Annotated in this window: 31 protein-coding genes; 8 read left to right on the top strand and 23 right to left on the bottom strand. The window is 58.1% G+C overall.

What is annotated here, in order from left to right:
* Positions 1-10: 10 nt before the first annotated feature.
* Positions 11-1267: a fumarylacetoacetase gene (gene fahA / locus I9185_RS18560; RefSeq protein WP_210093797.1), complete on the bottom strand. Its 1257-nt coding sequence runs from the start codon at positions 1265-1267 to the stop codon at positions 11-13.
* 218 nt (positions 1268-1485) lie between these two features.
* Entirely contained in the window at positions 1486-2841 is a 1356-nt protein-coding gene (gene hmgA / locus I9185_RS18555; protein WP_210093796.1) for a homogentisate 1,2-dioxygenase, read from the bottom strand.
* A gap of 57 nt (positions 2842-2898) precedes the next feature.
* On the opposite strand from hmgA, the gene I9185_RS18550 reads away from it, so the two are divergent.
* Both I9185_RS18550 and I9185_RS18545 read left to right on the top strand, forming a co-directional pair.
* Positions 2899-3351 (top strand): MarR family transcriptional regulator, encoded by a 453-nt coding sequence (locus I9185_RS18550; protein WP_171120356.1) that lies wholly within the window; start codon positions 2899-2901, stop codon positions 3349-3351.
* 60 nt (positions 3352-3411) lie between these two features.
* A complete protein-coding gene (locus I9185_RS18545; RefSeq protein WP_171637654.1) occupies positions 3412-4662 on the top strand; it encodes an adenylate/guanylate cyclase domain-containing protein in 1251 nt (416 codons plus the stop codon).
* 8 nt (positions 4663-4670) lie between these two features.
* On the opposite strand, the gene I9185_RS18540 is transcribed toward I9185_RS18545, so the two are convergent.
* On the bottom strand, positions 4671-4901 hold the full coding sequence (locus I9185_RS18540) for a hypothetical protein (protein ID WP_171637652.1): 231 nt from the start codon (positions 4899-4901) through the stop codon (positions 4671-4673).
* A gap of 46 nt (positions 4902-4947) precedes the next feature.
* Positions 4948-7002 (bottom strand): alkyl sulfatase dimerization domain-containing protein, encoded by a 2055-nt coding sequence (locus tag I9185_RS18535; protein WP_245218194.1) that lies wholly within the window; start codon positions 7000-7002, stop codon positions 4948-4950.
* Positions 7003-7352: 350 nt separating this feature from the next.
* On the opposite strand from I9185_RS18535, the gene I9185_RS18530 reads away from it, so the two are divergent.
* Complete coding sequence (locus I9185_RS18530) at positions 7353-9017, top strand: tetratricopeptide repeat protein (protein WP_210093795.1); 1665 nt, start codon at positions 7353-7355, stop codon at positions 9015-9017.
* A gap of 334 nt (positions 9018-9351) precedes the next feature.
* Here I9185_RS18530 and I9185_RS18525 read toward each other — a convergent pair whose 3' ends face one another.
* The gene (locus tag I9185_RS18525; RefSeq protein ID WP_152457022.1) at positions 9352-10161 is read right to left on the bottom strand and encodes a division plane positioning ATPase MipZ; all 810 of its coding nucleotides are present in this window, start codon (positions 10159-10161) and stop codon (positions 9352-9354) included.
* A gap of 217 nt (positions 10162-10378) precedes the next feature.
* Here I9185_RS18525 and I9185_RS18520 point away from each other — a divergent pair, with 217 nt between their 5' ends.
* Both I9185_RS18520 and I9185_RS18515 read left to right on the top strand, forming a co-directional pair.
* Positions 10379-11266 carry an AEC family transporter gene (locus I9185_RS18520; protein WP_210093794.1) on the top strand — a complete coding sequence of 296 codons (888 nt, stop codon included), beginning with the start codon at positions 10379-10381 and terminating at the stop codon, positions 11264-11266.
* A gap of 77 nt (positions 11267-11343) precedes the next feature.
* Positions 11344-12951, top strand: a complete 1608-nt coding sequence (locus I9185_RS18515) for an MFS transporter (protein ID WP_210093793.1) — start codon at positions 11344-11346, stop codon at positions 12949-12951.
* Here I9185_RS18515 and I9185_RS18510 read toward each other — a convergent pair.
* The 3 genes from I9185_RS18510 to rplS form a co-directional block, all read right to left on the bottom strand.
* Entirely contained in the window at positions 12948-13175 is a 228-nt protein-coding gene (locus I9185_RS18510) for a hypothetical protein (protein WP_171637644.1), read from the bottom strand. The genes I9185_RS18515 and I9185_RS18510 overlap by 4 nt on opposite strands.
* Positions 13176-13350: 175 nt before the next feature.
* Positions 13351-13572 carry a 50S ribosomal protein L31 gene (gene rpmE, locus I9185_RS18505; protein ID WP_050605278.1) on the bottom strand — a complete coding sequence of 74 codons (222 nt, stop codon included), beginning with the start codon at positions 13570-13572 and terminating at the stop codon, positions 13351-13353.
* A gap of 11 nt (positions 13573-13583) precedes the next feature.
* On the bottom strand, positions 13584-13967 hold the full coding sequence (rplS, locus tag I9185_RS18500) for a 50S ribosomal protein L19 (RefSeq protein WP_152457026.1): 384 nt from the start codon (positions 13965-13967) through the stop codon (positions 13584-13586).
* Between the two features lie 370 nt (positions 13968-14337).
* Between rplS and I9185_RS18495 the strand changes: the two genes are divergently transcribed.
* Positions 14338-15138 carry a GH25 family lysozyme gene (locus I9185_RS18495; RefSeq protein WP_210093792.1) on the top strand — a complete coding sequence of 267 codons (801 nt, stop codon included), beginning with the start codon at positions 14338-14340 and terminating at the stop codon, positions 15136-15138.
* Here the strand turns inward: I9185_RS18495 and I9185_RS18490 are convergent.
* From I9185_RS18490 to ffh, 12 genes are all read right to left on the bottom strand, one after another.
* Positions 15135-15560, bottom strand: a complete 426-nt coding sequence (locus I9185_RS18490) for a hypothetical protein (protein WP_171637639.1) — start codon at positions 15558-15560, stop codon at positions 15135-15137. The two genes, I9185_RS18495 and I9185_RS18490, sit on opposite strands and share 4 nt — an antisense overlap.
* A gap of 133 nt (positions 15561-15693) precedes the next feature.
* Complete coding sequence (gene trmD, locus I9185_RS18485; protein ID WP_171724822.1) at positions 15694-16503, bottom strand: tRNA (guanosine(37)-N1)-methyltransferase TrmD; 810 nt, start codon at positions 16501-16503, stop codon at positions 15694-15696.
* A complete protein-coding gene (locus I9185_RS18480; protein WP_171724823.1) occupies positions 16500-17315 on the bottom strand; it encodes a hypothetical protein in 816 nt (271 codons plus the stop codon). The genes trmD and I9185_RS18480 overlap by 4 nt, the downstream gene beginning before the upstream one ends.
* Positions 17315-17818: a ribosome maturation factor RimM gene (gene rimM / locus I9185_RS18475; RefSeq protein ID WP_152457030.1), complete on the bottom strand. Its 504-nt coding sequence runs from the start codon at positions 17816-17818 to the stop codon at positions 17315-17317. Before rimM ends, I9185_RS18480 begins: the two co-directional genes overlap by 1 nt.
* Entirely contained in the window at positions 17811-17960 is a 150-nt protein-coding gene (locus I9185_RS18470; protein WP_162896811.1) for a hypothetical protein, read from the bottom strand. The genes rimM and I9185_RS18470 overlap by 8 nt, the downstream gene beginning before the upstream one ends.
* A 6-nt stretch (positions 17961-17966) precedes the next feature.
* Positions 17967-18602, bottom strand: coding sequence for a 5,6-dimethylbenzimidazole synthase (gene bluB / locus I9185_RS18465; protein WP_171637632.1), 636 nt, complete (start codon positions 18600-18602; stop codon positions 17967-17969).
* A gap of 12 nt (positions 18603-18614) precedes the next feature.
* Positions 18615-19004, bottom strand: coding sequence for a 30S ribosomal protein S16 (gene rpsP, locus I9185_RS18460; protein WP_010437590.1), 390 nt, complete (start codon positions 19002-19004; stop codon positions 18615-18617).
* Positions 19005-19100: 96 nt separating this feature from the next.
* Positions 19101-19397 carry a chorismate mutase gene (locus I9185_RS18455; RefSeq protein ID WP_170344783.1) on the bottom strand — a complete coding sequence of 99 codons (297 nt, stop codon included), beginning with the start codon at positions 19395-19397 and terminating at the stop codon, positions 19101-19103.
* Positions 19394-19933 (bottom strand): GNAT family N-acetyltransferase, encoded by a 540-nt coding sequence (locus tag I9185_RS18450; RefSeq protein WP_210093791.1) that lies wholly within the window; start codon positions 19931-19933, stop codon positions 19394-19396. Before I9185_RS18450 ends, I9185_RS18455 begins: the two co-directional genes overlap by 4 nt.
* Positions 19930-20481, bottom strand: a complete 552-nt coding sequence (locus I9185_RS18445) for a GNAT family N-acetyltransferase (protein WP_171724828.1) — start codon at positions 20479-20481, stop codon at positions 19930-19932. The genes I9185_RS18450 and I9185_RS18445 overlap by 4 nt, the downstream gene beginning before the upstream one ends.
* Positions 20478-20990, bottom strand: a complete 513-nt coding sequence (locus I9185_RS18440; RefSeq protein WP_210093790.1) for a GNAT family N-acetyltransferase — start codon at positions 20988-20990, stop codon at positions 20478-20480. The genes I9185_RS18445 and I9185_RS18440 overlap by 4 nt, the downstream gene beginning before the upstream one ends.
* Before the next feature lie 41 nt (positions 20991-21031).
* A complete protein-coding gene (gene ffh / locus I9185_RS18435) occupies positions 21032-22528 on the bottom strand; it encodes a signal recognition particle protein (protein ID WP_210093789.1) in 1497 nt (498 codons plus the stop codon).
* Positions 22529-22779: 251 nt separating this feature from the next.
* On the opposite strand from ffh, the gene I9185_RS18430 reads away from it, so the two are divergent.
* Complete coding sequence (locus I9185_RS18430; protein ID WP_171724830.1) at positions 22780-23667, top strand: sulfotransferase domain-containing protein; 888 nt, start codon at positions 22780-22782, stop codon at positions 23665-23667.
* On the opposite strand, the gene I9185_RS18425 is transcribed toward I9185_RS18430, so the two are convergent.
* Positions 23664-24188, bottom strand: coding sequence for a hypothetical protein (locus tag I9185_RS18425; RefSeq protein ID WP_171724831.1), 525 nt, complete (start codon positions 24186-24188; stop codon positions 23664-23666). The two genes, I9185_RS18430 and I9185_RS18425, sit on opposite strands and share 4 nt — an antisense overlap.
* Before the next feature lie 279 nt (positions 24189-24467).
* Between I9185_RS18425 and I9185_RS18420 the strand changes: the two genes are divergently transcribed.
* Positions 24468-24998 carry a prolyl-tRNA synthetase associated domain-containing protein gene (locus tag I9185_RS18420; RefSeq protein WP_171724832.1) on the top strand — a complete coding sequence of 177 codons (531 nt, stop codon included), beginning with the start codon at positions 24468-24470 and terminating at the stop codon, positions 24996-24998.
* On the opposite strand, the gene I9185_RS18415 is transcribed toward I9185_RS18420, so the two are convergent.
* Both I9185_RS18415 and I9185_RS18410 read right to left on the bottom strand, forming a co-directional pair.
* Positions 24999-25736, bottom strand: a complete 738-nt coding sequence (locus tag I9185_RS18415) for an aspartate/glutamate racemase family protein (RefSeq protein ID WP_171724833.1) — start codon at positions 25734-25736, stop codon at positions 24999-25001.
* 70 nt (positions 25737-25806) lie between these two features.
* Positions 25807-26388 carry an NAD(P)H-dependent oxidoreductase gene (locus I9185_RS18410; protein WP_171724834.1) on the bottom strand — a complete coding sequence of 194 codons (582 nt, stop codon included), beginning with the start codon at positions 26386-26388 and terminating at the stop codon, positions 25807-25809.
* Between the last annotated feature and the right edge of the window lie 24 nt (positions 26389-26412).

The following is a 26412-nucleotide window of genomic DNA, read 5'->3' as shown; positions in this document are numbered from 1 at the left end:
GGTGGGTTCCTTATCGTGAATATGGGTTTTCAAGAGCGGGCAAAACGGTGCCGACACATTCACCGAAGCCGATCGTGTAGCCGTCGCCACGAGCTGCGCCGGTAAGGGTCAACGTGTCGCCATCGTCGATGAAGCTGCGGGTTTCACCGCTGTCCAATGTCAGAGGTTCCTTGCCGCCCCAGCTAAGCTCCAGCAACGAGCCACGTTCAGGTTTGGTTGGCCCGGAAATGGTTCCCGATCCCAGCAGGTCGCCCGTGTTCATGGGGCATCCTGATGTGGTGTGATGCGCCAATTGCTGCGCAGCGGAATAGTACATCTGGTTGTAATTGGTCCGGGCAATCGTCGTGGCGGGTTGTCCGGCAGGTGCCATGGTGATCGCCAGATCGATGTCATAAAGCATCGGGCCGCAATCCTTGAGGTGATCCAGAAGCTCGAACTCGCGGGGTGGCGTGTCACAGCGGAATGGCTCGAGCGCCGCCTTGGTCACGATCCACGGGCTGATCGAGGTTGCCGTGGCCTTTGCCTGAAACGGGCCCAGCGGCTGATATTCCCATGCCTGGATGTCGCGCGCGGACCAGTCATTCAGAAGCACGTAGCCGAAGATATTGTCATCCGCTTCCTGAACGGTGATCGGACCATCCGAGGGTGTTCCGACAATCGCGCCCATCTCAAGCTCGATGTCAAAACGGCGACTGGGCAGGAAGGCGGGCAAGTCCTGATCGGGGGCTTTCAGCTGACCCCAGGGGCGGCGAATATCCGTGCCTGATACCACGACCGAAGATGCGCGGCCGTTGTAACCAATGGGAATGTGCAGCCAGTTCGGTGGCAGGGCGTTTTCCGGCCCCCGGAACATGGTGCCCACGTTGAAGGCATGGTTTCGGCCTGCGTAGAAATCGGTGTATTCGCTGACCGCAAAGGGCAGATGCATTTCCGCATCTTCTTGTTTGACAAGCAGCGGTTCGACCTTGGCTTGTTCATCTGAACCCTCGGTCAGCAGGCTGATCAGCCGCTCACGCAGGGCCGCCCAGACGGCTGGGCCTTCCTCCATGAGAGGGTTCCAGAACGGCATGTCGAACAGCGGCTCATCGCTCAGGGTGATCAACCCCTCGGCTTCGGCGGCGGTGACGTCGAGGATCACGTCACCGATGGCCACACCACAGCGGGGATCATCACCTTCGGTCGAGAAGACACCATAAGGCAAATTGTTCAGTGGGAACGGATGTGTCGCGTCATTGGCCGACGCCACCCACGAAGTCATCAAAGGCATTTCTTGCCCCTATTTTGTTGTGTTCTAAGAGGTTCGAGAGGATTTTAGCTTTGGAACGGCGATAGCAAAAGCACGAAGCCGCGGCGGTTGTGGCATGTCATATGCACGAGGCGTCACTGCACACCGGTTGCCGAGGCACGTTGGCTCGGCAACCGGTTCAACTCCGGCATGTTCAGCGCGGGCAGGACGACGGCAATGAAACTGAACCGATGGGTGGCTCATTTCTTGCCCGGCGTTCCGTCGAACTTCTTCTCAAGCGATGTCCAGCAGTCGATATAGTCATCCTGCAACGGCGCTTCGGTGGCGGCAAACGAGGTCAGGTGCTGCGGGAAGCGGGTTTCGAACATGAACGACATTGTCTGGTCCAGCTTGTCCGGCCCCAGGTTCGAGTATGACGCCTTGTCGAAGGCCTCCCTGTCGGGGCCGTGTGGGATCATCATGTTGTGTAGGCTTGTGCCGCCGGGAACAAAGCCCTGCGGTTTCGCGTCGTACTGGCCGTAGATGTTGCCCATCAGCTCGGACATGATGTTCTTGTGGTACCACGGCGGGCGGAACGTGTCTTCCATCACCATCCAGCGTTCACGGAACAGGACAAAGTCGATATTGGCCGTACCGGGCTGGCCGGACGGAGCCGTCAGAACTGTAAAGATCGACGGGTCGGGGTGGTCAAACAGGATCGCGCCGACGGGGCAATAGTTGCGCAGGTCGTATTTGTAGGGCGCATAGTTGCCGTGCCATGCCACGACATCCAGCGGGCTGTGGCCGATCTTGGTTGTGTGGAATTGCCCGCACCATTTGATTGTCACGTTAGAAGGGGTTTCACGATCCTCATAAGCGGCCACCGGCGCCTTGAAGTCGCGCGGGTTGGCCATGCAGTTGGCACCGATTGGTCCGCGACCCGGCAGTTCAAACTTCTGACCGTAATTCTCGCAGACAAAGCCGCGCGCAGGGCCTTCCAGAACCTCGACCCGGTACAGCAAACCGCGTGGAATGATAGCGATCTCCTTGGGTTCCAGGTCGATGATTCCCAATTCCGTCGCAAATCGCAGGCGTCCTTCCTGTGGCACAACCAGCAATTCGGAATCAGCCGAAAAGAAATAGTCATCCACCATGGATTCCGTGACCAGATAGATGTGGCTTGCCATGCCGACCTGCGTGTTCACGTCACCTGCGGTCGTCATGGTCCGCATACCCGTCATCCAGTTCAGACCTTCATCGGAATGCGGGATAGGATCCCAGCGGTATTGTCCAAGGCTGATCACATCCGGATCAATGCAGGGGGCCGATTTCCAGTAGGGAAGATCGATTTTTTCATAACGGTGTGAGTGCTTTACCGATGGGCGAATTCGATAGCACCAGGTGCGCTCGGGCGGGTTGGCGGTAAAGGCGGTGCCGCTCAGCTGCTCTCCGTAAAGACCATAGTTGCACCGTTGCGGGCTGTTCATGCCTTGCGGCAGGGCCTCGGGCAGGGCCTCGGTTTCAAAGTCATTTCCAAAGCCAGGCATATAGCCTGCATGAGTTCCGACAGGCGTCGCAGCCTGTGTCAGCGTATGCGGATCAGTCGGACGATTCATTGCGTTTTCCTCCGTTTGCTGCTTGTCGGGTAATAGTTGATTTTGTAACTAACAAGCATGACACACGATGAATCCGAAAAAAATGATGACTTTTATCTGCAAAATTTTCTGCCCTTCCTGCTGAATCAGGCGGCCGAACGGGCTTCGCTAGAGTTTCAGGCAGTTTACAAGGGCCGCTATGGGATGCTCAGAACCGAATGGCGGGTATTGTTCCATCTGGGTTTGTTTGGCGAGATGACCGCCAAGGAAATCGGCGAGCGCGCCAGAATGCACAAAACCAAAATCAGCCGTGCTGTCGCCAAGCTGGAACAGCGTCGATACCTGAAACGCACACGGGACGAAGCGGATCGGCGGGCGGAATGGTTGACACTAACACCAGCAGGGCAAGCTGTGTATCGTGACCTGCGCGGCGTTGCTGCCAATTACGATGCGAAACTGTCAGGCCTGTTCAAACCGGAAGAGGCCGCGTTGTTGCGACAAATGCTGCAAAGGTTGGCTGGTTTGGACTGATCTATGGCAATTGACGCGGCCTGCCCCCAAATGGGGATCATACTTGATACGGACAACAAAATGACATTGCCAGATTCCGCTTCAGTTTTCTCACATTCCCTGATCGAATGGCTGGTCAGCAAGGGGCTGGAGGGCGCGGGGCAAGAAGAGCTGTTGGAAGGGTTTTGTGCCCGATTGGTGGAAATGGGTATTCCGTTGATGCGCTTTCATGCGGCGCAGTCGACTCTGCATCCGGTTTACGGAGGTACCGGTTACAGCTGGTACAACGGCGCGGGCGGTGAATCCGAGAAATTTGAGTTCACGGAAACGCCCAGCGAAGTTTGGCAGCAAAGCCCACTCTATACGCTGCTGAACGGTGATCTGGATGAAATCCGGGTCAAACTGGTCGACCATAATGAACCCAGCCGCTTTCCCTTGTTGAATGATCTGCGTGAAATCGGAGCGACCGATTATTATGCCACCGGCCTGTCATATGAAGGGGCCAGACAACTGCGCCCCGACGGTACGAAAAAGGTCAGCGATGGTGTTCTGATGTCCTGGACCAGCGACGCACCGAACGGATTCGAAGACAGCGATCTGAACCAAATACAAACTGTACTGCCGCATCTGGGGCTGGCGCTCAAATCCGCCAAGAACCAGGAACTGGCCAAGGATTTGATGCGGGTTTATCTGGGGCGGGATGCCGGTCGCCGGGTTCTGTCGGGTGAAATTCGGCGTGGGTCTTTGCAGCAAATCGACGCTGTGATCTGGAATTTCGACCTCGAAGGCTTCACCACGCTGTCCGAAGACCTGCCGGGGCATGAGATCATCGACATGCTGAACGACTATCTGGCCGTCGCCGTGGGTGTGGTGCATGACAAGGGCGGCAACATCCTGAAATTCATGGGTGACGGCCTGATGGCAATGTTCGATGTCGGAGAGATCGACGAAGACGCCCGTGCCGCGCTTGAGGCCGTGCCCTTATTGCAGTCCCGCATGGATGAACTGAACGCAAGGCGCCGCGCGCAGGGTCTGCCGGTGGCCAACTATACGCTGGCCTTGCATTCGGGCGAGATTCTCTATGGCAATATCGGGTCCGAGACCCGGCTGGACTTCACGGTGATCGGCCCGGCTGTCAACCAGGCCGCCCGCATTGCGGGAATGCACCGGTCTTTGGGTCAGAGGATCCTGATCTCGGATGATGTCGCCCGCGCTGCACAGCCCTGCGCGCAGGAGCTTGTCTCGGTCGGTCGCTACATGCTGCGCGGGGTGAATGAACCAAAAGAGCTGTTTACGGTGTACAGCCCCGGCGGGCCATCGGAAACCAATTGAAACTGCGGCTATTCCTTCCAGCGGTGCCGAAGCTGAAAGACGTGATGGAACGCCTTTAACCCGCCGGGATTGATCGGATAATCGCGTATGTTGTGGATTTGAGCCAGTATCTGGTTCGAACCCAGATCCACCGATGCTGCACCGGGGACAAGCGACAGAACCTCACATAATTCTGATATCTGCCGGAAAAGGTGACCCAAGCCGGTTTTGGGTTTTGCCAGCTTTATTCCTGCTGCCATGAATCCATGCCGACTTGGGTCTTGCCAGTTTCAATCCATGTAGAACTCAGCCTCCGTTTGAGTTCGCCAGCGGCGGTTGAGCAAAGTCATTGGCTGGCGCTGTCAGGTCCGCGGCTCCGGTTCCGGGCATCAACTCGAACCCAAGATCAAACTGGTCCAGAGTCGAAGCCAATTGCGACACAACATCGGTGTTGCCCTCGGATTGAGCGGTTCCGTCCGCCAGCATATCGACAAGCTTGCTCTCTCCGGTCATGACTTTCTCCAGATCCGCTCTGTTCAAGACGATCGACAGGTCTGCGTCGGGTGCCTTTCGATCAACGATGTGGGTCAGCGTGGCGTTGCTCATCTCGACGACGATGTTTTCATCCCGGTCCGGAATCGACAGGTTGATCGTGAATTCCATACCCGCCGCCTTTTCGCTGTTGACGCGGATGGCTATGAAATCAAGCCACATTGAGGTTTCCATCGCCCGGATCGTGTCAGGGCCGGTGGTTTCGATAGTTGCACCTTGCGGGATGCCGTTGCGCAATTCGTAAGCGGCACCAAGGAACGAGTTGCGAACCGAAGGGCTTTCTTTTTGATAGCCGATCTGCTCGAACGCATCAGCCAGCAGGTCCTTGGCTTGCTGATTTTCCGGTTCGGCATAGACCAGTTTGTTCAGGATCTCGGTTGCGTGCAAGTATTGCCCTGCGTCAATCAAGTCCTGCCCCTTGGACAGGATCGGATCGGCACCGCCCATCATCTCGACATACAGTGGTGCGCTGTCCTGGGGCGACAGAGGCGTCAAGGTGGTCGGGTTCGCATCCCAATACCCAAGATACCGGTTGATCACTGCCCGGCTGTTATGTTCGACCGAGCCGTGATAGCTGCGCGCAGCCCATTGCTGCCGAAGACTTTCGGGGACCTCATAGACATTATGGACCTCATTGATGGTCACACCCTTGTTAGCCAGATTCAACACTCCGTTGTTGAGGTTGGCGTAGGTGTCGCGCTGTGCACGCATGACCTCTTGAATGCGATCATTGCCGAAACGCGGCCAGGAATGCGAAGCGAACATCAACTCAGCTTCCTGCCCGAACTCATAAAGCGCGTCATTGATATGCTTCGACCAGCTGAGCGCATCGCGGACCAGCGCGCCGCGCAGGGTATAGATGTTGTGGATCGTGCCGGTGATGTTTTCCGCAGCCCAGAACGCCTTGAGGTCGGGGAAATAGGTGTTCATCTCGGCAGGGGCTTCGGTGCCAGGCGTATTCTGGAAGATCATGCGCACACCGTCGATGGTGATCTCTTCATAATCGTCCGAGACATAGCGGGTCGGCTCGATCAAGCCGGTGGTTCCGGCCGAGATGTTCTTGCCGATCGACTGATCCACATGACCATGCGGATCGCGCGGCAGCAAAACACCGTATTGGAAGAACAGACGGCGGTTCATCACGTTTCCTGCATAGACGTTCTCGGACACTGCATGTTCCATGAACCCTTCGGGTGCGATGACCTCGACCCCATTGGCCACATCTTCATCGGTGATGACACCACGGACACCGCCGTAATGGTCGGCATGTGAGTGCGAATAGACAACCGCCTTGACCGGCAACTCGCCTACCGTGTCATTCAACAGTTTCAACGCCGCCGCCGCCGTTTCCTTCGATGCCAGTGGATCGAAGATGATCCAGCCGGTCTCGCCGCGGATGAACGAGATGTTCGACAGATCGAAGCCGCGCACCTGATAGATCTTGCCTTCCAGAATCTCGTAAAGACCATAGTTCATGTTCAGGATCGCCTGACGTTGCAGCGATGGATGGATCGAGTCGAAATCCTGCCCTTCTTCCAACAGGAAGTCATAGCTGCCGATGTCCCACGCGACAGTGCCGTCTTCGGTCTTGATTTGGCGATAATCCGGAACGGCGATCAGACCTTTGCGGCTTTCTTCAAAATCGCGCTGATCGTCAAATGGTAGAGAGTCGCGCATCTGCTCCTGAAATTCGACCGTGAATTTCGATGGCATCTTGCCCTTGGGGTCAAAGTGATCCTGCGCGACCGCGGCACCAGCCGTCAAAATCGAAAGCGCGGTAGAGAAAAAAAGTGTATGTCGGCGTGCCATGTTCAAACGGTTCCTGTCGAGTTGAATGCAAATAACGAAAGCGACAAGGAAGCAGCAATAAAATCACACCACTAGGGAAAATCAGACCGTCCGCACGGGACGGTAGCTGTTTTGAACACAAATGCCACTTCCTTGAGGCTCCGGCGCCTGCCTGCGTGGCAAACTGCACGTTCCTGCTAACCTGAGAAAAAGATCAGTGAAGTGCGAACATGTTGCCACCCGAGTTCAATCCCATGTATGAACGTTCCCGTAGCTCTCTGAGTGCTTAATTTATAGGAACTTTTTACGGGACCGGGATTCTTCAGTTGGGCTTTTCGGAAAATGACATTCGGGCGCAGTTGCACCGCCTTTTGAAGCATCAAGATTTCACCGCCACACCCCAGCGCCGCGCTTTTCTGTCTTATATCGTGGATGAGTATCTGGCCGGGCGCGCGGACCAAATCAAAGGCGTGTCCATCGCCATGTCCGTTTTCGGCCGGGATGAAACCTTCGATCAGCAAATTGATCCGATTGTCAGGCTTGAAGCGAGGCGACTGCGTCAAGATATAGACGGCTACTATGCTGGGCCCGGCCGATCAGATCCCATTCGATTGACCATTCCCAAGGGCGGCTATGCCCCAAGGTTTGAAAGCGTTGCCCCCCCGGCGGAACCAGTACCGGCACAGCCTGCGCCCCCTCATGTTTCCGGCTTCGGCCCCCGGCGATTTTTCAGGGCTGGGTTGGCTGTTTTCGGGGCTTTGGTGCTTTGCGCCTTGATCTGGGTTTCTTTTTTTGCGTCGTCCACAAAAACGGCTCAGCTCTCGGTTCAACCGTTGCCGCAGGGTCCTGTGGTTGCGGTACTGCCATTCGACACTCTGGGTGAGGGGCCAAGCTATTTCGCCGATGGCATTACTCAGCAACTGACCAGCGAGCTGGTCCGGTTTCGTGATATTTGGGTTCTCCCTTTGGGCAGCGTGCGGAGGTTTTCGCAAGGGGGCACGGATTCACAAGCTTTGCGCGCAGAGTTCGACGCGGATTTCGCGCTGGAAGGCAGTGTCATGGACATGGGCGACACGGTAGAATTGTCTGCCCGTCTCATAGACCTCAAGAGCCAGCGCTACATCTGGGTTCACGAATACAAGGTTGGCAGCTCACCCAGTGACATCTATGCCGCGCAAGACATGGTCATACAGGATGTGATCGGAAAACTTGCGGGTAAATACGGTGTTCTTACGCAAGACGCGATGAAGAAGGCGGCGCGCACCCCACCCGGAAACCGTGATGCCCTTGACTGCGTGTTGAGTTACTACAGCTATCAGGTCACAATCGATCTTGATCGGCACCACGCAATCAAGGCCTGTATCCTGAGAGCGCTTGAACAAAACCCCGACTATGCCGAAGCGTGGGCAGTACTGTCCAACCTGTATCTTCAACAAGTCCGGTTTAGTCTTGGCGGAGACCGCCAAGATCTTTTTGCCGCCGCGGATGCGGCTGCGCGTCGGGCGGTGGAGATTGATCCAAATTTGGCTGCCGGGCATTTGATGCTGGCCAACATGCGCTTTGTTCTTGGCGATATTCAGGGGTTTCGCCAGGCGGGTCAGGTCGCAATTGATCTGAGCCCGAATGACACGGCTGTTCTGGCGCATTACGGAATGAGATTGGCCTTCAGTGGCGAATGGGACGAAGGGCTGACCTTCGTGGAACGGGCCATCGCCCTGAACCCGGTCCATCCGCACTGGTATCGTTTCCCGCGTGTCATTTATGAGTTCGATCAGGGAAACCACCAGCGGGCCCTGACAATTCTGGATCAAATCGACATGCCGAACTTCTTTTGGACGCATCTATGGGGGGCTGCCTTGAATGGTGAGTTGGGGAATCAAGAAGCGGCCCAGGCGTCATTGAATGAACTGCGGACGCTACAGCCAAATTTCGCATCAAAGGCGCGGGACATTTTTTCAATCTGGCAATTCGATGACTCGTTTCAGAGGAAACTGATGAACAGTCTTCGTAAAGCCGGCCTGCAAGCCGAAGCTTGACGACATCTGACCGAAGGAAATCTTCGAAGCCGGGAATTCTGAATGCCGTCGCCCTCGAGCCGTGCCGAGGTGTCGGCGGCGGGCTCGACCGTCACGTCGCCGAAGATCAGCCGCAGCTGACCGCCCGGCTTTCACCGCATCCGGCCACCGACGAAGCCCGCTCTCGGAGATCCCTTCGCCATGCGATCCGGGAAATGCAGTCTGAGCATCCAACGCAAAACGTACTCTCCGTCATGAGATAGACATCGCCTCGCGGGCCGGCCGGGGCGAGCAGTGTGACGCTCAGCCGCCGCGCAGCTCACTTTGTCGGCATGGCGGTCGCCGGGACAGCTGATCAGAAATCTATCTCTACACCCGGTAGGTTCAGCTCTTTCATCATGTCACGCAATTCCTGCCGGGCGGCGATGTTCGAGATGTTCAGCTGTTTGACGCCTATGTCCTTCAGGTCCAACAGGGTCAGGCCGCGCGGGAACAGTTCGCGGAAGATAACCCTCTCGGAAAAGCCCGAGGCGACGCGGAAGCCGATGCGCTGGGACAGCATTTCGATCGCGCGTTGCATCTTTTCCTTGTTGACCATGCGCTGCGTACCGACCCGGTTGCGGACAACGACCCAGTCGATCGGCTTCAGCCCCGCCTGTGCCCGCAGTTGACGAGCGTTCCAGACCATTTCGGAATAGACGGACGGGCCAAGGATTTTTTCGCCCTTCGAGTCGATCCGCGCCAAAAGGTCGAAGTCAATGAAGCTGTCGTTCAACGGGGTGATCAGGGTGTCGGCCAGCGAATGCGCCACCTGACTCAGACGGGTGTGAGACCCCGGGCAGTCGATCAGAATAAAGTCGCTGTCGCTTTCCAGCTGGGATACGGCAGCAGACAGGCGATGGTCATAGATGTTCTCGCCCGGTTTCAACGTTGCGGCATCGATCTCGGGCAGGTCGTGATGGCGCGGGCTGGGAAGGGTCAGGTCCGAGCTCTTGAGGAAGTTGTTGCGGTTCTCGAAGTATCGTCCCAGACTGCGCTGACGCAGATCCAGATCCAACGTGCTGACCTTGTGTCCCAATCGGGCCAGCGCGGTCGCCACATGCATCGACACGGTCGATTTGCCTGCGCCACCCTTTTCGTTCCCGACCACAATGATATGTGCCATGCTTGTATTCCCAAGTCCCGCCGTGCTTCACTACACGTTGTTGTCAGCCACTATATGTTGTGTCGGCGGCGAAGGAAAGAACCTCAAGCGGCGCTTTCGGGCAATATCAGACTCCAATCGGGAAAACCCAACGCCGTGCACGGGTTACACAGGGCGCTTGCCATTGCAATGGCACTGATTCACTGTCGACAAACGGTTTCGGCAAGGAGTTTTTTGCTTGGAGCACCTGTTCCTGAATGTTTTGAACGTGGTTCTGCCTGTCCTGATCTGCGCTGGTATTGGCTATGTTCTTGCCGTGATTCAGGCGCCTTTCGACAACAAGGTCATTGGTGGGATCGTCTCAAAAGTCGGCTATCCGACATTGATCATTTCTCATCTGTCGAACACCAAACTGGCCGTGGGCACGTTTCTTGACATGATGACGGCCGCTGCCCTTGCGGTGGCCGGTTTCGGGGTGTTGGGGTATGTCGTGCTAAAGGTTCTTCGCTTGCCGGTGAGGGCACTTCTGACGCCGTTGATGCACGGCAATGTCGGCAACATCGGCCTGCCAATCACTTTGCTGGCGCTGGGCGATGCAGGTATGGCCTATACCATGGCGTTCGTGGTGGTTGTGCTGATCAGCATCTTTACCGTCGGCATGTGGATCCCGGCCGGAGAATTCTCGCCCAGGAAACTGGCGACGTCCCCGATTATCTACGCCGTGGGCCTCGCCCTGATCCTGATGGCAACGGGGCAAAGCCTGCCGCAACCGGTCGCAAAGTCCTTTGACATCTTGGGTGGATTGTCGATCCCGCTCATGCTGCTGACCCTGGGGCATACGCTCGCGACGCTGCGTGTGAAAAGCCTGGGTCGCGCGGTTCTGCTGACGGCCCTGCATCTGGCGATGGCGGTTGCAATTGCCAGTGTTCTGATCTGGTTGTTTGGGTTCACGGGAACCGAGCGGGGTGCGCTGATCCTGTGTTGCCTGATGCCTTCTTCCGTGGCGACCTATCTGTTTATCGACCAGCATGTTCCGGAATACGGGCCGGATGTGGCGGGGTTCATTCTTGTTTCGACGCTCAGCACTGTACTGGTGCTGCCCGTTGCGCTGTCTTACTGGATTTGACGCAACCCTATGCGCAGGACCAGAAATCGTTAAACTGATGATGTTTGTATTCAAAATTCTTGGTCAGTGGGTGTTTTATGGGCGATGAGAGCTCGGCCAATGTATCTCCGCAGTCCCGCGCCCGTGTGGTGCTGGCCATGACGGCCATCTGCATGATGGTCGTGGGGTTCAACACAACTGCTGTGACCACCATATTGCCCAATCTCAGGGCCGAGTTCGATTTGACCCCGTCAGGTTTGCAATGGGTGATGGCCACGTATTCCGTGACCAGCGCCACGCTTGTCTGCATCGTCAGCCGGCTGGGTGACATTACCGGCAAGATGGGTGTGTTCTTTTTTGGCATGATCGTCTTTGCAATCGGGTCTGCCTTTGCCCTGTTGGCGCAGGACGGGGCGATGCTGCTCATCGGGCGCGGCGCGCAAGGCGCGGGCGCGGCTGCTTTGTTCGGCACGTCCCTGTCATTGTTGACGGCGGCCACGCCCGAAGAGCAGCGCGCCAGCGTTACCGGCATCTGGGGGGCGATTGTCGGTCTGGCGATCGGTGTTGGGCCCATCGTCGGTGGCGCTTTCGGCCATTATGTCAGCTGGCGCGCCGTCTTTGCAGCCGACCTGATTCTGCTGGCGGTGGCCTTCGCCATCGGGCTGCATGTCAGCAAACGGAAATACGTTCCCGATACCCGTCTTGCCGGGGCAAAGTTCGATTATGCGGGGGCCGTTGCCATTCTGTTTTTCCTCGGGCCATTGTCCTTTGCGCTCAGCAACGGGGAAAACGGCGGGTGGACTTCGCCTTTGACACTGGTGCCGCTGGTCGTGGCGGCCGTGTCGACAATTGCCCTTGTCATCGTATCCCGCCGCAGCGACGACCCTTTGATCGAGCTTCGGTACTTTCGCCATCCGCGTTATCTGATGGCCGCGGCGGGGATGTTCTTTACTGGCTTCACGCTGTTCTGCTTCTTCGTCTATTTCAATACATTCGTCCAATCGCCCGATGCCTTTGGGTATTCGTCCATCGGTGCAGGTCTGGCGATCATGCCGCTCAGCCTCAGCATGTTTGTGATCTCGGTCACCGCACCCCGCTTTCTTGCCCCCTACAGCTTTCAATGGCCGATCGCCATTGGCCTGGGGGCGATGGCCTGCGGGTTCCTGCTGCTGATGACAACAACGAACACAACGCAGTTTTCCGAAATCTGGTGGAAGTTGCTGATCGTCGGTGTCGGGTTGGGCATCTGCTTTTCGCTGTTGCCACGTCTGGGCCTGCGCCTGCTGCCCGAGCAGCATGTGGGGCAGGGTTCGGGGGTCATCAACGCCTGTCTCTATTTCGGAGCAACTCTTGGTGCCGTGGTGGGCGGTCTGGCCGAAGCGATCACCAAACGCCGAGGTCTGTCCGAGGTGATCGACGCGCTGCCTGCCGGGTCAATCCAGCGCGAGGATCTGGCCCATGCGCTGGCACATGGAACGCCGAACCAGATACAGCAATTGATCTCGGGGATGGATCCGTCTGCGGGAGATACATTGGCGAAGGCCCTGCGGGATGTGCAGGACAACGCCTTTGACAATGCCATGTTGGTTGCCGCGATTGCGGCACTGGTCGGAATGACTCTGGCGCTGATGTTGTTGCGCGGGCCGGTTCCCCCTGTACACAGTGCGGCGGAATTGACCCGCAATCCGCGACAACCAAGCCCCTAACCGCCGAGGTAAACCCCTTTCTGCGGGCGAAAAAAGACCTTCTGATCGTGTAGCTTGCCCAGAAGTTCGTGAATGCGCCTCAACGTGTCTTCCCGGTCGGTCCTGCTGTCCTCTGGTTCATCCGAAGCAACATGTGACAACGAAGCGATCGAGTCGCGCAAAGCCGTTTCAATCAGATCCATATCATCGACTGAAAGCTCGATCATGTCATTGTACTGGGGCATGTCCGGATCTCCGTGGAAGCTGAGCGTTGGTCAACCGGAGTGTAGCATCCCTGGGCCTTTGCCAAAACGCATCTTGTTCGGTTAGTCCGGTTTCGCGTCCATAAGACACATGGAAGCTTCCAACAAAAAAGGCCGCCCCCAAGGGACGGCCTTTCGAAATCGAAACCGGTCAGACTTAGAAGCCCAGACCTTCGTATTTCTTTTTAAACTTCGACACGCGGCCGCCGGCGTCCATCAGGCGCGACGAACCACCAGTCCATGCAGGGTGCACGGAGGGGTCGATTTCCAGAGCCAGCTGGTCGCCTTCGGCGCCCCAGGTGGATTTCATCTGAACCACGGTGCCATCGGTCATTTTGACGTCGATGACGTGATAATCGGGATGGATGTCTTTTTTCATCTTTCCGTTCCTTACGCTTCGGCGCCAGCCTTGGGCTTGTAGTTCGTGACCTCTGCGATACGTGCGGATTTACCGCGGCGGGTGCGCAGATAGTACAGTTTGGCGCGACGAACGCGGCCACGGCGGACAACGGTGATGCTGTCGATGTTGGTCGAATACAGCGGGAACACACGCTCCACGCCTTCGCCGAACGAAATCTTGCGAACGGTGAACGAACCGGCAATGCCATTGCCGTTGTTGCGCGCGATGCAGACGCCTTCGTAGTTCTGCACACGGGTGCGCGACCCTTCGGTCACCTTATAGCCGACACGAATGGTGTCACCGGCCTTGAAGTCGGGGATGTCTTTCCCCAGGGCGGCAATCTGTTCCGCCTCAAGCTGTGCGATAAGATCCATCGCAGGTACTCCTATATGCTCGTGGTTGGTCCACGAAGTTTGGGCACGGCCTGAGAGCTCTTGGTCTTCACCGGGTCCTGCATGCAGCCCGCCAGAGGTCAGATCGAATGTTCCTTTGGTCTGGTTTGATCTGACACATTCCCGCCGAAGAAAGCCGGGCTTTAAGCCGAAAATCAAACCAAAACACCGGAGTCGCAGAATGCGGCACCGGATTGCGGTCGTTTAAGGGTATTGAGTGCCGGAATCAAGAACAAATCGTATGGCGAAGCAGTGGGAATCCGCCTTTCGAAAATCCCACCGTTGCCACAGCGGTCAGATCAGGCATTCTGAAGGAAATTGAAAGAGCAGAAATTTCAGACAGGATCCCATGATGCGAATTGCACTTATGCTGACGATTGCAGCCGCTTTGCTTATGTCGTGCGGACGCGGCGGCCCGAAACCGCAGGTCGTGGAGCCCACGCCTGGCGTGGACAGGACGGCACCGTCCGTAATCTATCCTGATTTTGGGGACGCCGATCCGCATGAGTGGGAAGGCCGTCACCCTGGCTTGTATCCGATCCACGGGCTTGACGTCTCGCGCTGGCAGGGACCGATAGACTGGCGTACGGCCAAAGCTTCGGGCGTAAGCTTTGCATTTCTGAAAGCAACCGAAGGCGGCGATGTGGCGGATCCATTGTTCGACGACCACAGGCGCGGTGCTCAGGCAGCGGGCGTGCCGTGGGGGGCTTATCATTACTATTATTTCTGCCGATCGGCCCAGGAACAGGCGCGTTGGTTCATTCAGAACGTCCCGAAAGGGGCAGATCTGCCGCATGTTCTTGACATGGAGTGGACGCCGCATTCCAAGACCTGCACGTTGCGGCCCGATGGCAGAACCGTCCGCGCCGAAGCGCAGCGCTTTCTGGACATTCTCGAACGGCATTATGGCCGGCGTCCCATCGTCTATACGACAGTGGATTTCTTTGCGGATACGGATATCGGGCGTTTGCCCAAAACCGAGTTCTGGTTGCGATCCGTCGCAGGCCATCCGCGTCAGGTCTATCCCCGCACAGTCTGGCGGTTTTGGCAATACACCGGCACCGGGCTGGTGCCGGGGGTTCAGGGCAGGGTGGACATCAACACGTTCAACGGCACCCCAGAAACTTGGGCCAGCTGGAAAGCGCGCCGCTAGTTTTTGGCTGTCCCGTAGGTTTCGATAGTGCCGCCCCCGACCAGGTGGTCCAGCCGCCGTTCGCGTTCATCACCAAAGGCGTTGCGCACCCAGAACGATTCACCCGCGGTCAGTTCGCGCCGCTCGAAACCGCGTGCGCGCAGGCAGCGATCAACCTGATCGATTTCGCCCTGTTGGCGCAGCTCGTCCTGAAATGGCGCGGTGACCGCAGGCCCGATGATGATGCCCCAAAGCAGGATATTGGTTGCATAACCGCCAATTACGGCGCTGTTGCCGCCCTCGTCAGCTTCCTGAGAGCAGGAATCAACGGCAACCTTCGCAGAGTGCAGATTGTGACCGGCTTGCGTCGGAACGGACATCCCAAGCGGTTTGGTGGTACAGGCGGAGACAACCAGTAACGTGCCAAGCAATAGCTTTTTCATAATGCCTTCTATTTCACTTCTTATTACCCAAAAACCAATGGGGCATGGAAGTGAATAAGTTTAGGTGTGTTCAACTTCAAATGGCATTCTGACAAACATCGAAAATGAGGCATCCCGGCCACAACGAGCGGGTCTAGTCCTGGGTTTCCGATGTGGCTTTGACATATTCCGCCCAGATATCAGGACGCCGTTCGCGCGTGATGTCTTCTGCCATTTTATGCCGCCATTCCGCGATCCGGCCATGATGGCCCGACATCAGAACCTCGGGGATCGGGCGCCCTTTCCAATCTGCGGGGCGGGTATACTGGGGGTGTTCCAGCAAACCCGAGGCAAAACTTTCTTCTTCTGTCGAAGCCTGATTTCCAAGCACTCCGGGAATCAGCCGTACCGTGGCATCGATCAGGGCTTGTGCCGCGATTTCGCCGCCGGTCATGACGAAATCACCCAACGATACCTCTTGAACGCCGTAATGTTCCAAAACGCGCTCGTCCACGCCTTCAAAACGACCGCACAGAAGGGTCATGCCGTCACAACGGGCAAGATTCTGCATCATGCGCTGGTCCATGCGACGCCCGCGCGGGCTGAGGTAGATCAGCGGCCAGTTTCCTTGAATGCCTGCCATCGCATGTTCGATCGCGTCACCCAGAACATCGGCCCGCAGAACCATGCCCGCGCCACCCCCGGCCGGGGTGTCATCAACATTGCGATGTTTGCCTATTCCGAACTGTCGCAGATCCACTGTTTCCAGTTGCCAAAGCCCTTCCTGCAAGGCCTTACCTGTCAGGCTTTCACCCAGAACACCGGGGAAGGCGGACGGGAACAAAGTGATGATCTTGGCTTTCCAGACCCCGTGCAGATCAGGGCTCGGCGTCATCAGCTCGCGTGGTTTCAGGGAAGGACGGATCGCCTTGCGGCCGTGGGATCTGCTGGGTTTCTCTGTCATGTCTGGCGGGCCAGTTCGTTCTGTGCGGATTGAATCAGAGCTTTCTTCTGGGTGATCATGGCGGCGTCGTCCAGCGAGGATCGGTTCAGCGCCAGGATTTCCTGCAGCACATCGTCTGAAAATGTTGGCGTGCCATGTGCAGGCCCGACAAGCTGCGACGAAAGCTCGGGTGGCAGGTTCAAAAATTCGGCCAAGGGCGCACCTGCACCAAGGCGGTGGTTCTGCAACGCTTCCATCCACTCTGTTCTGACCGTAACGGATGGCAGCCGATTCCGGACCGCATCAGCAGTTTCCTTAAGGGATGGCAAATGGGCAAGTTCGGAGGAAAAGGCGTCCAAATCCTGCACCATGCGTGATTTCTGCAAGTCGTGTGCCCACAGGCTCCGCAGCCATTGATCGCGGGCGCGCAAGGATATGTAGATCGTGATGTCGGTTTCATGACCCAGAAACCGACGCCGCACGACGCTGACCAGAGTTTCCGCCAGTTCCGGTGCAGCACCGTATCCTTCTCGCTTGTTTCTGCTGGGGCGCAAGCCTGCGAAATTCTCTTCGCTCAGGATCAACCCCCGGCGTGCGCCGAAATCCAGATCGTCCAGAAACGCGTGCAGGTGGCTTCCAAAACCCGCCAATGTGGAATCCAGCCGGTAAAGCGAGTGACGCGTGGCGCTCTCGCTCAAGCCGCTGTTGCGCGTTTTGTAGGGCAGTACCAATGCGAAGCGTGGCCAGATCAGTTTCCGGTTTTCATGGAGGAAGGACTGTGCTGCGGTCATGCCTGTCTTGTGCAGGCCCAGATGCAGCAGGACCCGACGCATCAGATCAGGCCTTCGGGCGGGTCGGCCACGATACGGCCTTGTTCCAGATCCACCGTGGGTACAACTTGCATCGTGAAAGGCAGCAAAACCGTGGTTTTCAGGCCCGGCCCGTGCAATTCCAACAAGTCCGCGGCGCCGTGGTTCTGCACCGATTTGACCTTGCCCAGCAAGGTGCCTCCGGTGTCATAGACATCCAGCCCGATCAGATCGTTGTGGTAGAATTCATCATCGGGCAGCGACGGCAGCTGATCGCGCCTTGCGTAAAGGCGCAACCCATTCAGGGCATCCGCCTGTTCCTTGGTTTCAACGCCACCAAGGCGGGCCGCGAATCCGTTCTTGATGGTGCGCGTCAATACCACCGGATAACGCTCTTTGCCCGCTTCATCGGTCAGCGGCGAATAGGTCTCGATATCTTCGGGAACGGCGCAAAAGCTTTTCAGCCTCACCTCGCCTCGCACACCGTAAGCCCCCGCAATGCTGCCGACGCAGATCAGATCACTCATTGGCTGCCCCAGTCGTCAAACATATCCCGTTTCTCCATTCGCCAAGCCCGTTGCAGGCTTCACGCTGGTTGTTGCGCTCGAAGAACACGCCCACAATAAAGGCGATCAACAGCAGAATGGGAAGTCGTATCAATCCGAACATGAGGCCTTACCTTGTTTCGATCGTCAGGCCCTGCGCCCGGGTTTCCCAGCCGACCTGTTCCAGTTCAGGTGTATCCGACATCTGTTCCGGCCGGCCGACACAGAAATAGCCGATCAGGCGCCAGGTTTCAGGAGCATTCAGATCGCGCTTCATCTGGTCGGGATCCAGAATGGAAACCCAGCCCAGCCCTAGCCCTTCGACCCGAAGTGCAAGCCAGAACAAAGTGATCGCCGACACGACAGAGTAGCGCCGCATCTCGGGCATCGTGCCGGCGCCAAGTCCCAGCCCTTTTTCGGTGCTGTCGTCGCAGAAGACGGCCAGTTGCACAGGCGCTTCCTGCATCCCGGAAAGCTTCAGACTGCTGTATAGCTGCGCCTTGTCCCCCGAGTAGCCCGCCAAAGCGTGGTCATTGGCGGTGCGAAAATTCTTCAGCGCTGCGGCCCTTGCCGCTTCGCTTTCGACGCGGATCACGCGCCAGGGTTCGCTGAGCCCCACCGAAGGGGCCAGTCGAAATGCGTCGAGGCAGCGCGCCAGCACTGCCTCGTCAATCGTATCGGTGCGGAACCGGCGCACATCCCGCCGGAGCCGCAACAACAGGTCGAACTGCGTGCGAAAATCGTCTGTAAAGGAATGATCCCGCACGCGTGCGCCTGCTTATTCTTCTGCTGCGGCTTCTTCCGCCGGAGCAGCAGCGGCTTCGGCTGCTTCAGCGGCCTTGGCGGCTTTCTCTTCGGCGCGCTCCTGGGCTTTCTTGCCCGGAGTTCCCTTGTTGGGGTTGTTGCGCTCGGCCTTGTCACGGGCACCGGCCGCTTCCAGCATGCGTGCGATACGGTCGGTGGGCTGTGCGCCCTGATCCAGCCAGTACTGGATGCGCTCCATGTTCATTTTCACGCGCTCTTCACTGTCTTTCGGCAGCAGCGGGTTGTAGGTGCCCAGTTTCTCGATGAAACGGCCATCGCGCGGCATACGGCTGTCAGCCGCAACGATGCGATAGAAAGGACGTTTTTTCGAGCCGCCGCGGGCGAGACGAATTTTCATTGCCATGGTGGTATCTCCTTTGAATGGCATCACGCCAGAGGCGTGTCTTTGTTTGAGTCGGCGTGGGTGCCGGTTAGTTCTGGTGTTTGTTGAACCGGAGGTTCACTCTTGATGCTTCCGGTGGTGTCGGATGACTTCCTGAATGATGAAATTCAGGAAAGCCTTGGCGAAATCGGGGTCCAGATCGGCCTCATTCGCCAGGTCTTCTAACCGTGCGATCTGCGCAGCTTCGCGCGAGGGATCGGACGGGGGAAGGTCGTGTTCGGCCTTGAGCTTGCCAACGGCCTGCGTGTGCTTGAACCGCTCGCCAAGCGTGTAGACGAGGATCGCATCCAGCCTGTCGATGCTTTCGCGATGCTCTTTCAACAGCGTGGCAGCCTGTGTCACGGGGTTGGTCATTGGCCGGTCCTTTCGGTGGTCAAGTCAATCTGCGGATGGCGCCAGATCTGAGCGTGCTTGCCCAGAAGTTCGGCATTCTCAAGCTCCAGCGTTGCACCAAGCCGTTCAGCCAAAGCGCGCGAACGATCATTTGCATGGGCGATGTAAGAGATCACACCGTTCAGGCCCTGATGCCGGGCGGCATGATCACGCGCAGCCGATGCAGCTTCAAAGGCCAGCCCCTTGCCTTCGGCTTCTTCCATCAGGGTCCAACCCAGTTCCGGTTCGGCCCAGCCCGGTACGTAGATCATTCCGGCCCAGCCGAAGAATGTGCCGCCGGCCTTTTCGGTCAGGTGCCACAGCCCATAACCCCGCAACGCCCAATGACCCAGCCGGTTCGACAGAGAGTTCCAGCATTCGAACGAATCCTTCGGGCCGCCCACCATATGGCTGCGCTCGGTCGCGAAGAATGCGGTCATTGCGGGCAGATCATCCAGATGCGGCGCGCGCAGGATCAGGCGTTCGGTTTCAATGGTGGGAATGGTGAAAGAGGTCATGCGTATGCCTCCATTCCGCCATTCACCAGATCCGAGGGCGCCGGGTGCCGCCAGATTTCGGATTTTCCGTACTTGGGGTGGTCATAGTGATACTCGAACTGCGCGCCCAGACGCTTGGCCACGGCCTTGCTGGCGTGATTGTCCAGGTCGATCAGTGAGATCGCGGTTTCCCAGCCCAATACATCATAGGCGTAGGCGCGTGCGGTCAGCGCGGCCTCGGTCGCATAGCCCTTACCGGTGGCGTGGTTCAACAGGGTCCAGCCAACTTCGGGTTCCGGCCAGCCTTCGGGAAACCAAAGCCCGATCCGCCCGACATAGGTGCCGGTGTCTTTTTCATCGACGCTCCAATACCCATAGCCGCGCAAAGCCCAGTGCCCCAGCAGCGAGGCGACCACCCGCCAAACCTCATCCTTCCGCAGAGGGCCGCCGACGAACTTGGCCGCATCGCTTGCAAAGAAGGCAGTGTCCGCATCGACATCGGCCTCGGACGGCGCGCGCAGGATCAGGCGTTCGGTTTCCAGCGTCGGGATCGGCAACGCGAATGTCATGCCTGCACCTCGCGGTAGCGCCAGACATGCTGGGTTGGCCCAAAGGCGCTTTCTGCATCGGCATCACGCGCTGCGCCCAGTCGTTGGGCAAGCGCGTTCGAAGGGGCGTTGGATTGCGAAACATAGCTTACGAACTGCCCCGATCCCAGCAGGTCAAATCCGAAATCACGCACGGCGGCGCAAGCTTCGGTGGCATAGCCCTGCATCCGGTGTTCAGCGCCGAACATATAGCCAAGTTCCGGTTCGTGATCGTCCCATTCCAAGCCCAGAACGACGAAGCCAATGGCCTGATCATTTCCTTTGAGCGTGACCGTGAACAGGCCGTGACCATGCAGAAGCCAGCCCGCGGTATAATAGGAAAACTCGGTCCACGCGGCTTGCGCGGTGTCACCAAAGCTGCCTTTGCAGATCGACGTCCACACCGGCAGGTCGTCCAGTGTGGGCACGCGCAGTACCAGCCGCCGGGTCTGAATGACCGGCAGGGCTGCGCGATATTGCGCTGCTGCCATCGCCGCCTTTCCGGACGGGGGCTGGGTACAGCGTGCGGGGGTCACTTTTTCTTTCCGAACCCGCTCAGGCCCGGAGGCAGACCCATGCCGCCGCCCAGACCGGGCATTTTGCCACCCATGGCCTTGGCCGCCTGTTCCAGCGCCTTGGGGTCCATGCCTGCGGCCATCTCCTCGGGGCTGGGGCCGCCTTTGCCGAACATGCCTTTCATGGCCTGTTTCAGCATCTTGCCTTTGCCCATCTTGCCCATCTTCTTCATCATGTCCGACATCTGCCGGTGCATCTTGAGCAGCTTGTTGAGGTCGCTGACCTCCATCCCGGACCCCGCCGCGATGCGTTTCTTGCGGCTGGCTTGCAGCAGTTGGGGATTGGCGCGTTCCTTCTTGGTCATCGACTGGATCATGGCGATCTGCTGGCGCAGAATCCTGTCGTCCAGACCGGCCTGATCCATCTGCTTGGCCATCTTGCCCATGCCCGGCATCATGCCCATCATGCCCTGCATGCCGCCCATCTGGATCATCTGTTCCAGCTGCATTTTCAGGTCGTTCATGTTGAACTGACCCTTGACCATGCGCTTCATCATGCGCTCGGTCTGTTCCATCTCCATCGTTTCCTGGGCCTTTTCGACCAGGGCAACGATGTCACCCATGCCCAGAATCCGACCGGCGATCCGGTCCGGCTCGAAGGTTTCGAGCGCGTCCATCTTCTCGCCCAGACCGACAAAGCGGATCGGCTTGCCGGTGACTGCGCGCATCGACAGCGCCGCACCACCGCGCCCGTCGCCGTCCATCCGCGTCAGAACCACGCCCGAGATGCCGACCTTGGCGTCGAACTCTTCAGCGACCTCGACGGCGACCTGCCCGGTCAGGCCGTCAACCACCAGCAGCGTCTCGCGCGGGTCAACGGCGTTGCGGACCTGTTCGACCTCATCCATCAGGATTTCGTCGATGTGCAGACGACCCGCGGTGTCGAGCATGTACACGTCGTAGCCACCCAGCGTCGCCTGCTGTTTGGCGCGCTTGGCAATATCGACAGGTTTCTGGCCGGGAACGATCGGCAGGGTGTCCACTCCGATCTGGGTGCCCAGAACCGCCAGCTGATCCATCGCCGCCGGGCGGTAGACGTCCAGCGAGGCCATCAGGACCTTTTTGCCCTCTTTCTCTTTCAGACGTTTCGCCAGCTTGCCGGTGGTCGTCGTCTTACCCGAACCCTGCAAGCCGACCATCAGGATCGGCGCGGGCGGGTTGTCGATCTTCAGCGCACCGGGGTCTTCCTCGCCACGCAGGGTGTCAACCAAAGCGTCATGCACGATCTTGACGACCTGCTGACCGGGGGTGATCGACTTGGTGACTGCCTGACCGGTGGCCTGGCTTTGAACTTTCTTGACGAATTCCCTTGCAACCGGCAGCGAGACGTCGGCCTCAAGTAGGGCAACGCGGACCTCACGCAGGGCGGTTTTGACGTCTTCCTCGGACAGGGCGCCCTGTTTGGTCAACCGGTCGAAGACGCCAGAGAGGCGTTCGGATAGATTTTCAAACATGCCTGCGGCCTCCTTAGCCGGTTCTGATTTGGCGCCCCTTAGATAAGGGCAGACGGGTCAATGCACAAACGCCCCCACGGGCGAAACTCGCTGGTGGGGGGCGATCCCTGAACGACTCAAGGGACCGGAAGATCGAAAGGCTTCCGGATGTTTGGCGATCATCTACGCCTCTGGGCCGTGTGAGTCAAGATAAGCTATGTGAGTGTCACATTGCGGGCTATTCTGCGTGATTGAAGCTGAGGGAGGGGGCGATGAAGAATGGTCTGCCGCGAAAGACGACCGACTATGTCGGCGAAGTGACCAACACCGATATATGGTCCGGATTCGAGATCCGGCCCAGCGACGTCTTTGTGTGCACACCGCCCAAATGCGGCACCACTTGGACGCAAACACTGGTGCGCATGCTCATCACCGAAACGGCCGACCCCAGTGTGTACGACAACAGGGTCTCACCGTGGCTTGATTGCAGTTTTCGCGATCGGGTCGCGCAGGCGGATGAACTGAGCGCGCAAAGCCATCGGCGCTGTATCAAGACACATACCCCGCTTGATGGCATCTTGTTCTCGCCAAATGCGCAATATCTGGTTGTTCACCGCCACCCGGTTGACGTTCATTTTTCAATGCGCCGCCATGTCGAGAATATGAAGCATGACTGGCTTGATTACCTGTTCCCCGACGATCTGTCGGAAGCTTTCGACATGTTTTTGAACCGGCCCGCGTCGTCCAAGGGCACAGATGACCTGACCCTCAGATCGATCATTCATCACTTCCATTCCTTTTGGATGTATCGCGACCTGCCAAACATCCATTTTCTGCACTATGCCGAGCTCAGCCGGGATCTTCCGGGACAGGTCGCGCGCCTTGCACGGATCATGGACATCGAAATTAACCCGGTTCTGGTCAAGGACATAGCCGGGGCCGGCAGTTTCGGATCGATGAAAAACAATGCCATACGTCTGGAGCAAACCCCCGGATTCACCAGCGGTTTTCACGACTTTGCGCAGTTCTTCTCTTCGGGCACAAGCAACAAGTGGGAAGGCAAGCTGACCGAGCAGGACATGGCGCGATATGACTCCTGCATGTCCCGGCTGGTCTCAGCCGAAGAACGATTGTGGCTGGAACGCGGCCTGACCTCTTAATTCGTCCCGACTGCGCGACGGTCTTGGCCGGGCTTAGATGGAAGCCAGTCATTCACCGCCTCGGCCAACCGGCGAGAGCCGGAGCCGCTGGAAAACGCTTCGACAATGGGATGGCGGCCCGCGCTCATGCCTTTCTCAAGAACAAGGACCGGGCGATACAGCGTCGAGGTGCCGTTTTTGCTTCGGGATGTCGTGCTTTCGATTTCTGCGTGGGACAGGTTGGACAGTTTGTGTTCAACCGCTTCGTAACCAAAAACCGATTGGCGGCGGATCAGGATACTGTCCTTGTTCCGATCCAGAATGATCTGAACCCGTCTTACGAAAACGCAAAACGTACCAAACCCAAGACCTCCTCCGCCAAGGGCGAAGATCAGGCCGAACCAGATGCCTTCGCCGCCCGTGCTCATCAGAAAAATACCGGGGCCGACAAAGGCCAGAATGAAAATGACCAGCGTGATACCGATGAACCAGGGCGTATTGGCGATGATCAGTTGGTTCGGGGTGTCTCGGGTCACTTTCATGGCGGTACGCTAGCACCGTTCCAACACCCTGTTCCAGTTTGTTTCATCACCGTCTTGCGTGAAATCAGGCTGAATCGCGCGGGGCAAGGACAGCACCGTCCTTGATCTCGGGCAGTGTGGTTGGCGGGGTCAAGGCCAGGTTCGGCACGCCAGACACTGACTGCGCCAGTGATGCGCGCGATTTTCATTCGGGCGGGTGTCACCCTGGCAATTGTATGTCCCGCGCTTGAATTCCAAGCTTTGTTGCGCGATGAGCAATCCCCAAAAAGCGAGGGCTTCATGGACGCTTCATCCACCTATCAGGACACGTTGCCGCTGAGTTCGGACGCATTGCTGGCGCAGATGGAAGATTGGGGGCTGACCTATCGCCTGCATACCCATGTGCCATTGCGTACGGTCGAGGATGCAAAGGCGGTCGAAGACCAGTTCATGACACCGGGAGAGAACGCGCTGAGGGTCAAGAACCTGTACCTGCGCGACAAGAAAAAGCGCAACTATCTGGTGACCTTGGAACAAAGTCGCGAGATTGATCTCAAGGCTTTGGGGGCCGAGTTGGGCATAGGCAACCTGTCCTTCGGCTCGGCGGACCGGCTGTTTCAGAATCTCGGCATACGCCCCGGCGCGGTCAGTCCGCTGGCGATGATCAACGGTGTTCAGAATGATGTCAGGTTCTTCATGGATGCGGCGGCACAGCAGGCCGAGGTGATTTACATGCACCCCCTTGTCAACGACCGCACCGTGGCCCTGAAGCGGGCCGACATGATGGCCTTTTTCGAGCGCATCGGCTGCGCGGTCACGTGGTTGCCCTGATTACATCAGCGCCTCTTTCAATGCGGCGGCAACATGCGCGGCTGACGGGTTGACGAACAGATGCCCGTCAGCTTCGAACACCGGATCGTCCAGGTGGTTCGGAAAAGCCAGTGGAAGCTCGGTACAGGCCAGCAGGATCGCGGTTCCGGGGCTGGCGTGCTTGTCGCAAAACGCCAGCAGACGAGCGCGGGCCGTGTCGGTTGCACCACCATAGAAATCACTGTCGATCATGGCCTGCATCTGGGAAATCTCGGGTTCGGGCAACCGTTCATTCGCGGTAATGCCTTCGGCGGCCAGTCGATCCGCATAGTTGGTGGCCTGCATCGTCACGGTTGTTCCCAGGACCAGAGCCCGTGATGCGCCGGTACCTGCCGTCGCCTCGGCGGTTGCGTCAAAGATGTTGAGGATCGGCATCGAGACACCCTGCCGTATCGCGTGAAGCCGCGCATGGGGGGTGTTGGACGCGATAATGCCAAAATCGCACCCGGCGCGTTCGAGAGTCAGCAGGGCGTCGCGGAACACCGCGTCAAAATCCGCCCAGCTTGCCTCATCACCGGCGACACCGCGCAGGGCGCGCGTTCTGGCCTGCGTAACGGATTCGATGGTCATCGGTGGGATTGGCAAAGGCGAACCATGGCCGCGTTCCGCGTGATAACGCCCGGCCCCTTCGGCAATCGCCCGGTAATAATCGACGGTCGAGGCCCAGCCCACACCGCCCAGAATGCCGATTTTCTTCATGTGGCCCATCCAGTCTGCCTGTTTGCTCGCATGCAGACTGGACGTTTCCACGCTCGTTGGCCAGAGGCGATCAGGCTGCAAGCTCCGCAACCGCCTTGTGGGCATTTTCCAGCGCCGCATCCGGGTTCACGGCCATCTGATCAGCGGCGATGACGTCGATGTCATGAATGCCGATGAAACCCAGAACGTGGCGCGCGTAATTGGTGGCGAAATCAGCTTCGGATCCGACGGGAACACCGCCCGATGCGATGGCCAGAATGGCACGTTTCCCTTCCAGCAGGCCTTTGGGGCCGTTTTCCGTGTAGGAAAAGGTCAGGCCCGCGCGCGCCACGAGGTCGACCCAGGCCTTGAATGCGGCAGGCACCGAAAAGTTGTAGATCGGCAGGCCGATGACGATGGTGTCGGCCTCTTGCAGTTCGGAAACGAGTTCGTCCGACAGGGCCAGCCGGTCGCGCTGTAGATCGTCGCGCTGCTCGGCGGGGGTGAAATTGGCGGCGATCCAGTCTTCTGTCAGCAGGGGCAGGGGGGTGGCCAGATCGCGGCGGATGATACGGTCTGCGCCCAGTTGCTTGACCACACGGTCAGACAGATCGCGCGTGGTCGAGTTCACGCGGCGGGCGGATGAGTCGATGTGAAGGATCGTTTTGGTCATTGTTTTGGTCCTTTTGGTCAGGGG

Source organism: Ruegeria sp. HKCCSP346 (assembly GCF_017872595.1).
In the GTDB taxonomy this organism is placed as follows: Bacteria; Pseudomonadota; Alphaproteobacteria; order Rhodobacterales; family Rhodobacteraceae; genus Ruegeria.
This window is presented reverse-complemented; position numbering and strand designations above follow the sequence as displayed.

Coding starts and splice junctions, on each gene's coding strand:
- fahA (WP_210093797.1), bottom strand. CDS start 1,267: ATGCCTTTGATGACTTCGTGGGTGGCGTCGGCCAATGACGCGACACAT.
- hmgA (WP_210093796.1), bottom strand. CDS start 2,841: ATGAATCGTCCGACTGATCCGCATACGCTGACACAGGCTGCGACGCCT.
- I9185_RS18550 (WP_171120356.1), top strand. CDS start 2,899: ATGACACACGATGAATCCGAAAAAAATGATGACTTTTATCTGCAAAAT.
- I9185_RS18545 (WP_171637654.1), top strand. CDS start 3,412: ATGACATTGCCAGATTCCGCTTCAGTTTTCTCACATTCCCTGATCGAA.
- I9185_RS18540 (WP_171637652.1), bottom strand. CDS start 4,901: ATGGCAGCAGGAATAAAGCTGGCAAAACCCAAAACCGGCTTGGGTCAC.
- I9185_RS18535 (WP_245218194.1), bottom strand. CDS start 7,002: ATGGCACGCCGACATACACTTTTTTTCTCTACCGCGCTTTCGATTTTG.
- I9185_RS18525 (WP_152457022.1), bottom strand. CDS start 10,161: ATGGCACATATCATTGTGGTCGGGAACGAAAAGGGTGGCGCAGGCAAA.
- I9185_RS18515 (WP_210093793.1), top strand. CDS start 11,344: ATGGGCGATGAGAGCTCGGCCAATGTATCTCCGCAGTCCCGCGCCCGT.
- I9185_RS18510 (WP_171637644.1), bottom strand. CDS start 13,175: ATGCCCCAGTACAATGACATGATCGAGCTTTCAGTCGATGATATGGAT.
- rpmE (WP_050605278.1), bottom strand. CDS start 13,572: ATGAAAAAAGACATCCATCCCGATTATCACGTCATCGACGTCAAAATG.
- rplS (WP_152457026.1), bottom strand. CDS start 13,967: ATGGATCTTATCGCACAGCTTGAGGCGGAACAGATTGCCGCCCTGGGG.
- I9185_RS18495 (WP_210093792.1), top strand. CDS start 14,338: ATGCGAATTGCACTTATGCTGACGATTGCAGCCGCTTTGCTTATGTCG.
- I9185_RS18490 (WP_171637639.1), bottom strand. CDS start 15,560: ATGAAAAAGCTATTGCTTGGCACGTTACTGGTTGTCTCCGCCTGTACC.
- trmD (WP_171724822.1), bottom strand. CDS start 16,503: ATGACAGAGAAACCCAGCAGATCCCACGGCCGCAAGGCGATCCGTCCT.
- I9185_RS18480 (WP_171724823.1), bottom strand. CDS start 17,315: ATGCGTCGGGTCCTGCTGCATCTGGGCCTGCACAAGACAGGCATGACC.
- rimM (WP_152457030.1), bottom strand. CDS start 17,818: ATGAGTGATCTGATCTGCGTCGGCAGCATTGCGGGGGCTTACGGTGTG.
- I9185_RS18470 (WP_162896811.1), bottom strand. CDS start 17,960: ATGTTCGGATTGATACGACTTCCCATTCTGCTGTTGATCGCCTTTATT.
- rpsP (WP_010437590.1), bottom strand. CDS start 19,004: ATGGCAATGAAAATTCGTCTCGCCCGCGGCGGCTCGAAAAAACGTCCT.
- I9185_RS18455 (WP_170344783.1), bottom strand. CDS start 19,397: ATGACCAACCCCGTGACACAGGCTGCCACGCTGTTGAAAGAGCATCGC.
- I9185_RS18450 (WP_210093791.1), bottom strand. CDS start 19,933: ATGACCTCTTTCACCATTCCCACCATTGAAACCGAACGCCTGATCCTG.
- I9185_RS18445 (WP_171724828.1), bottom strand. CDS start 20,481: ATGACATTCGCGTTGCCGATCCCGACGCTGGAAACCGAACGCCTGATC.
- I9185_RS18440 (WP_210093790.1), bottom strand. CDS start 20,990: ATGGCAGCAGCGCAATATCGCGCAGCCCTGCCGGTCATTCAGACCCGG.
- ffh (WP_210093789.1), bottom strand. CDS start 22,528: ATGTTTGAAAATCTATCCGAACGCCTCTCTGGCGTCTTCGACCGGTTG.
- I9185_RS18430 (WP_171724830.1), top strand. CDS start 22,780: ATGAAGAATGGTCTGCCGCGAAAGACGACCGACTATGTCGGCGAAGTG.
- I9185_RS18425 (WP_171724831.1), bottom strand. CDS start 24,188: ATGAAAGTGACCCGAGACACCCCGAACCAACTGATCATCGCCAATACG.
- I9185_RS18420 (WP_171724832.1), top strand. CDS start 24,468: ATGGACGCTTCATCCACCTATCAGGACACGTTGCCGCTGAGTTCGGAC.
- I9185_RS18415 (WP_171724833.1), bottom strand. CDS start 25,736: ATGAAGAAAATCGGCATTCTGGGCGGTGTGGGCTGGGCCTCGACCGTC.
- I9185_RS18410 (WP_171724834.1), bottom strand. CDS start 26,388: ATGACCAAAACGATCCTTCACATCGACTCATCCGCCCGCCGCGTGAAC.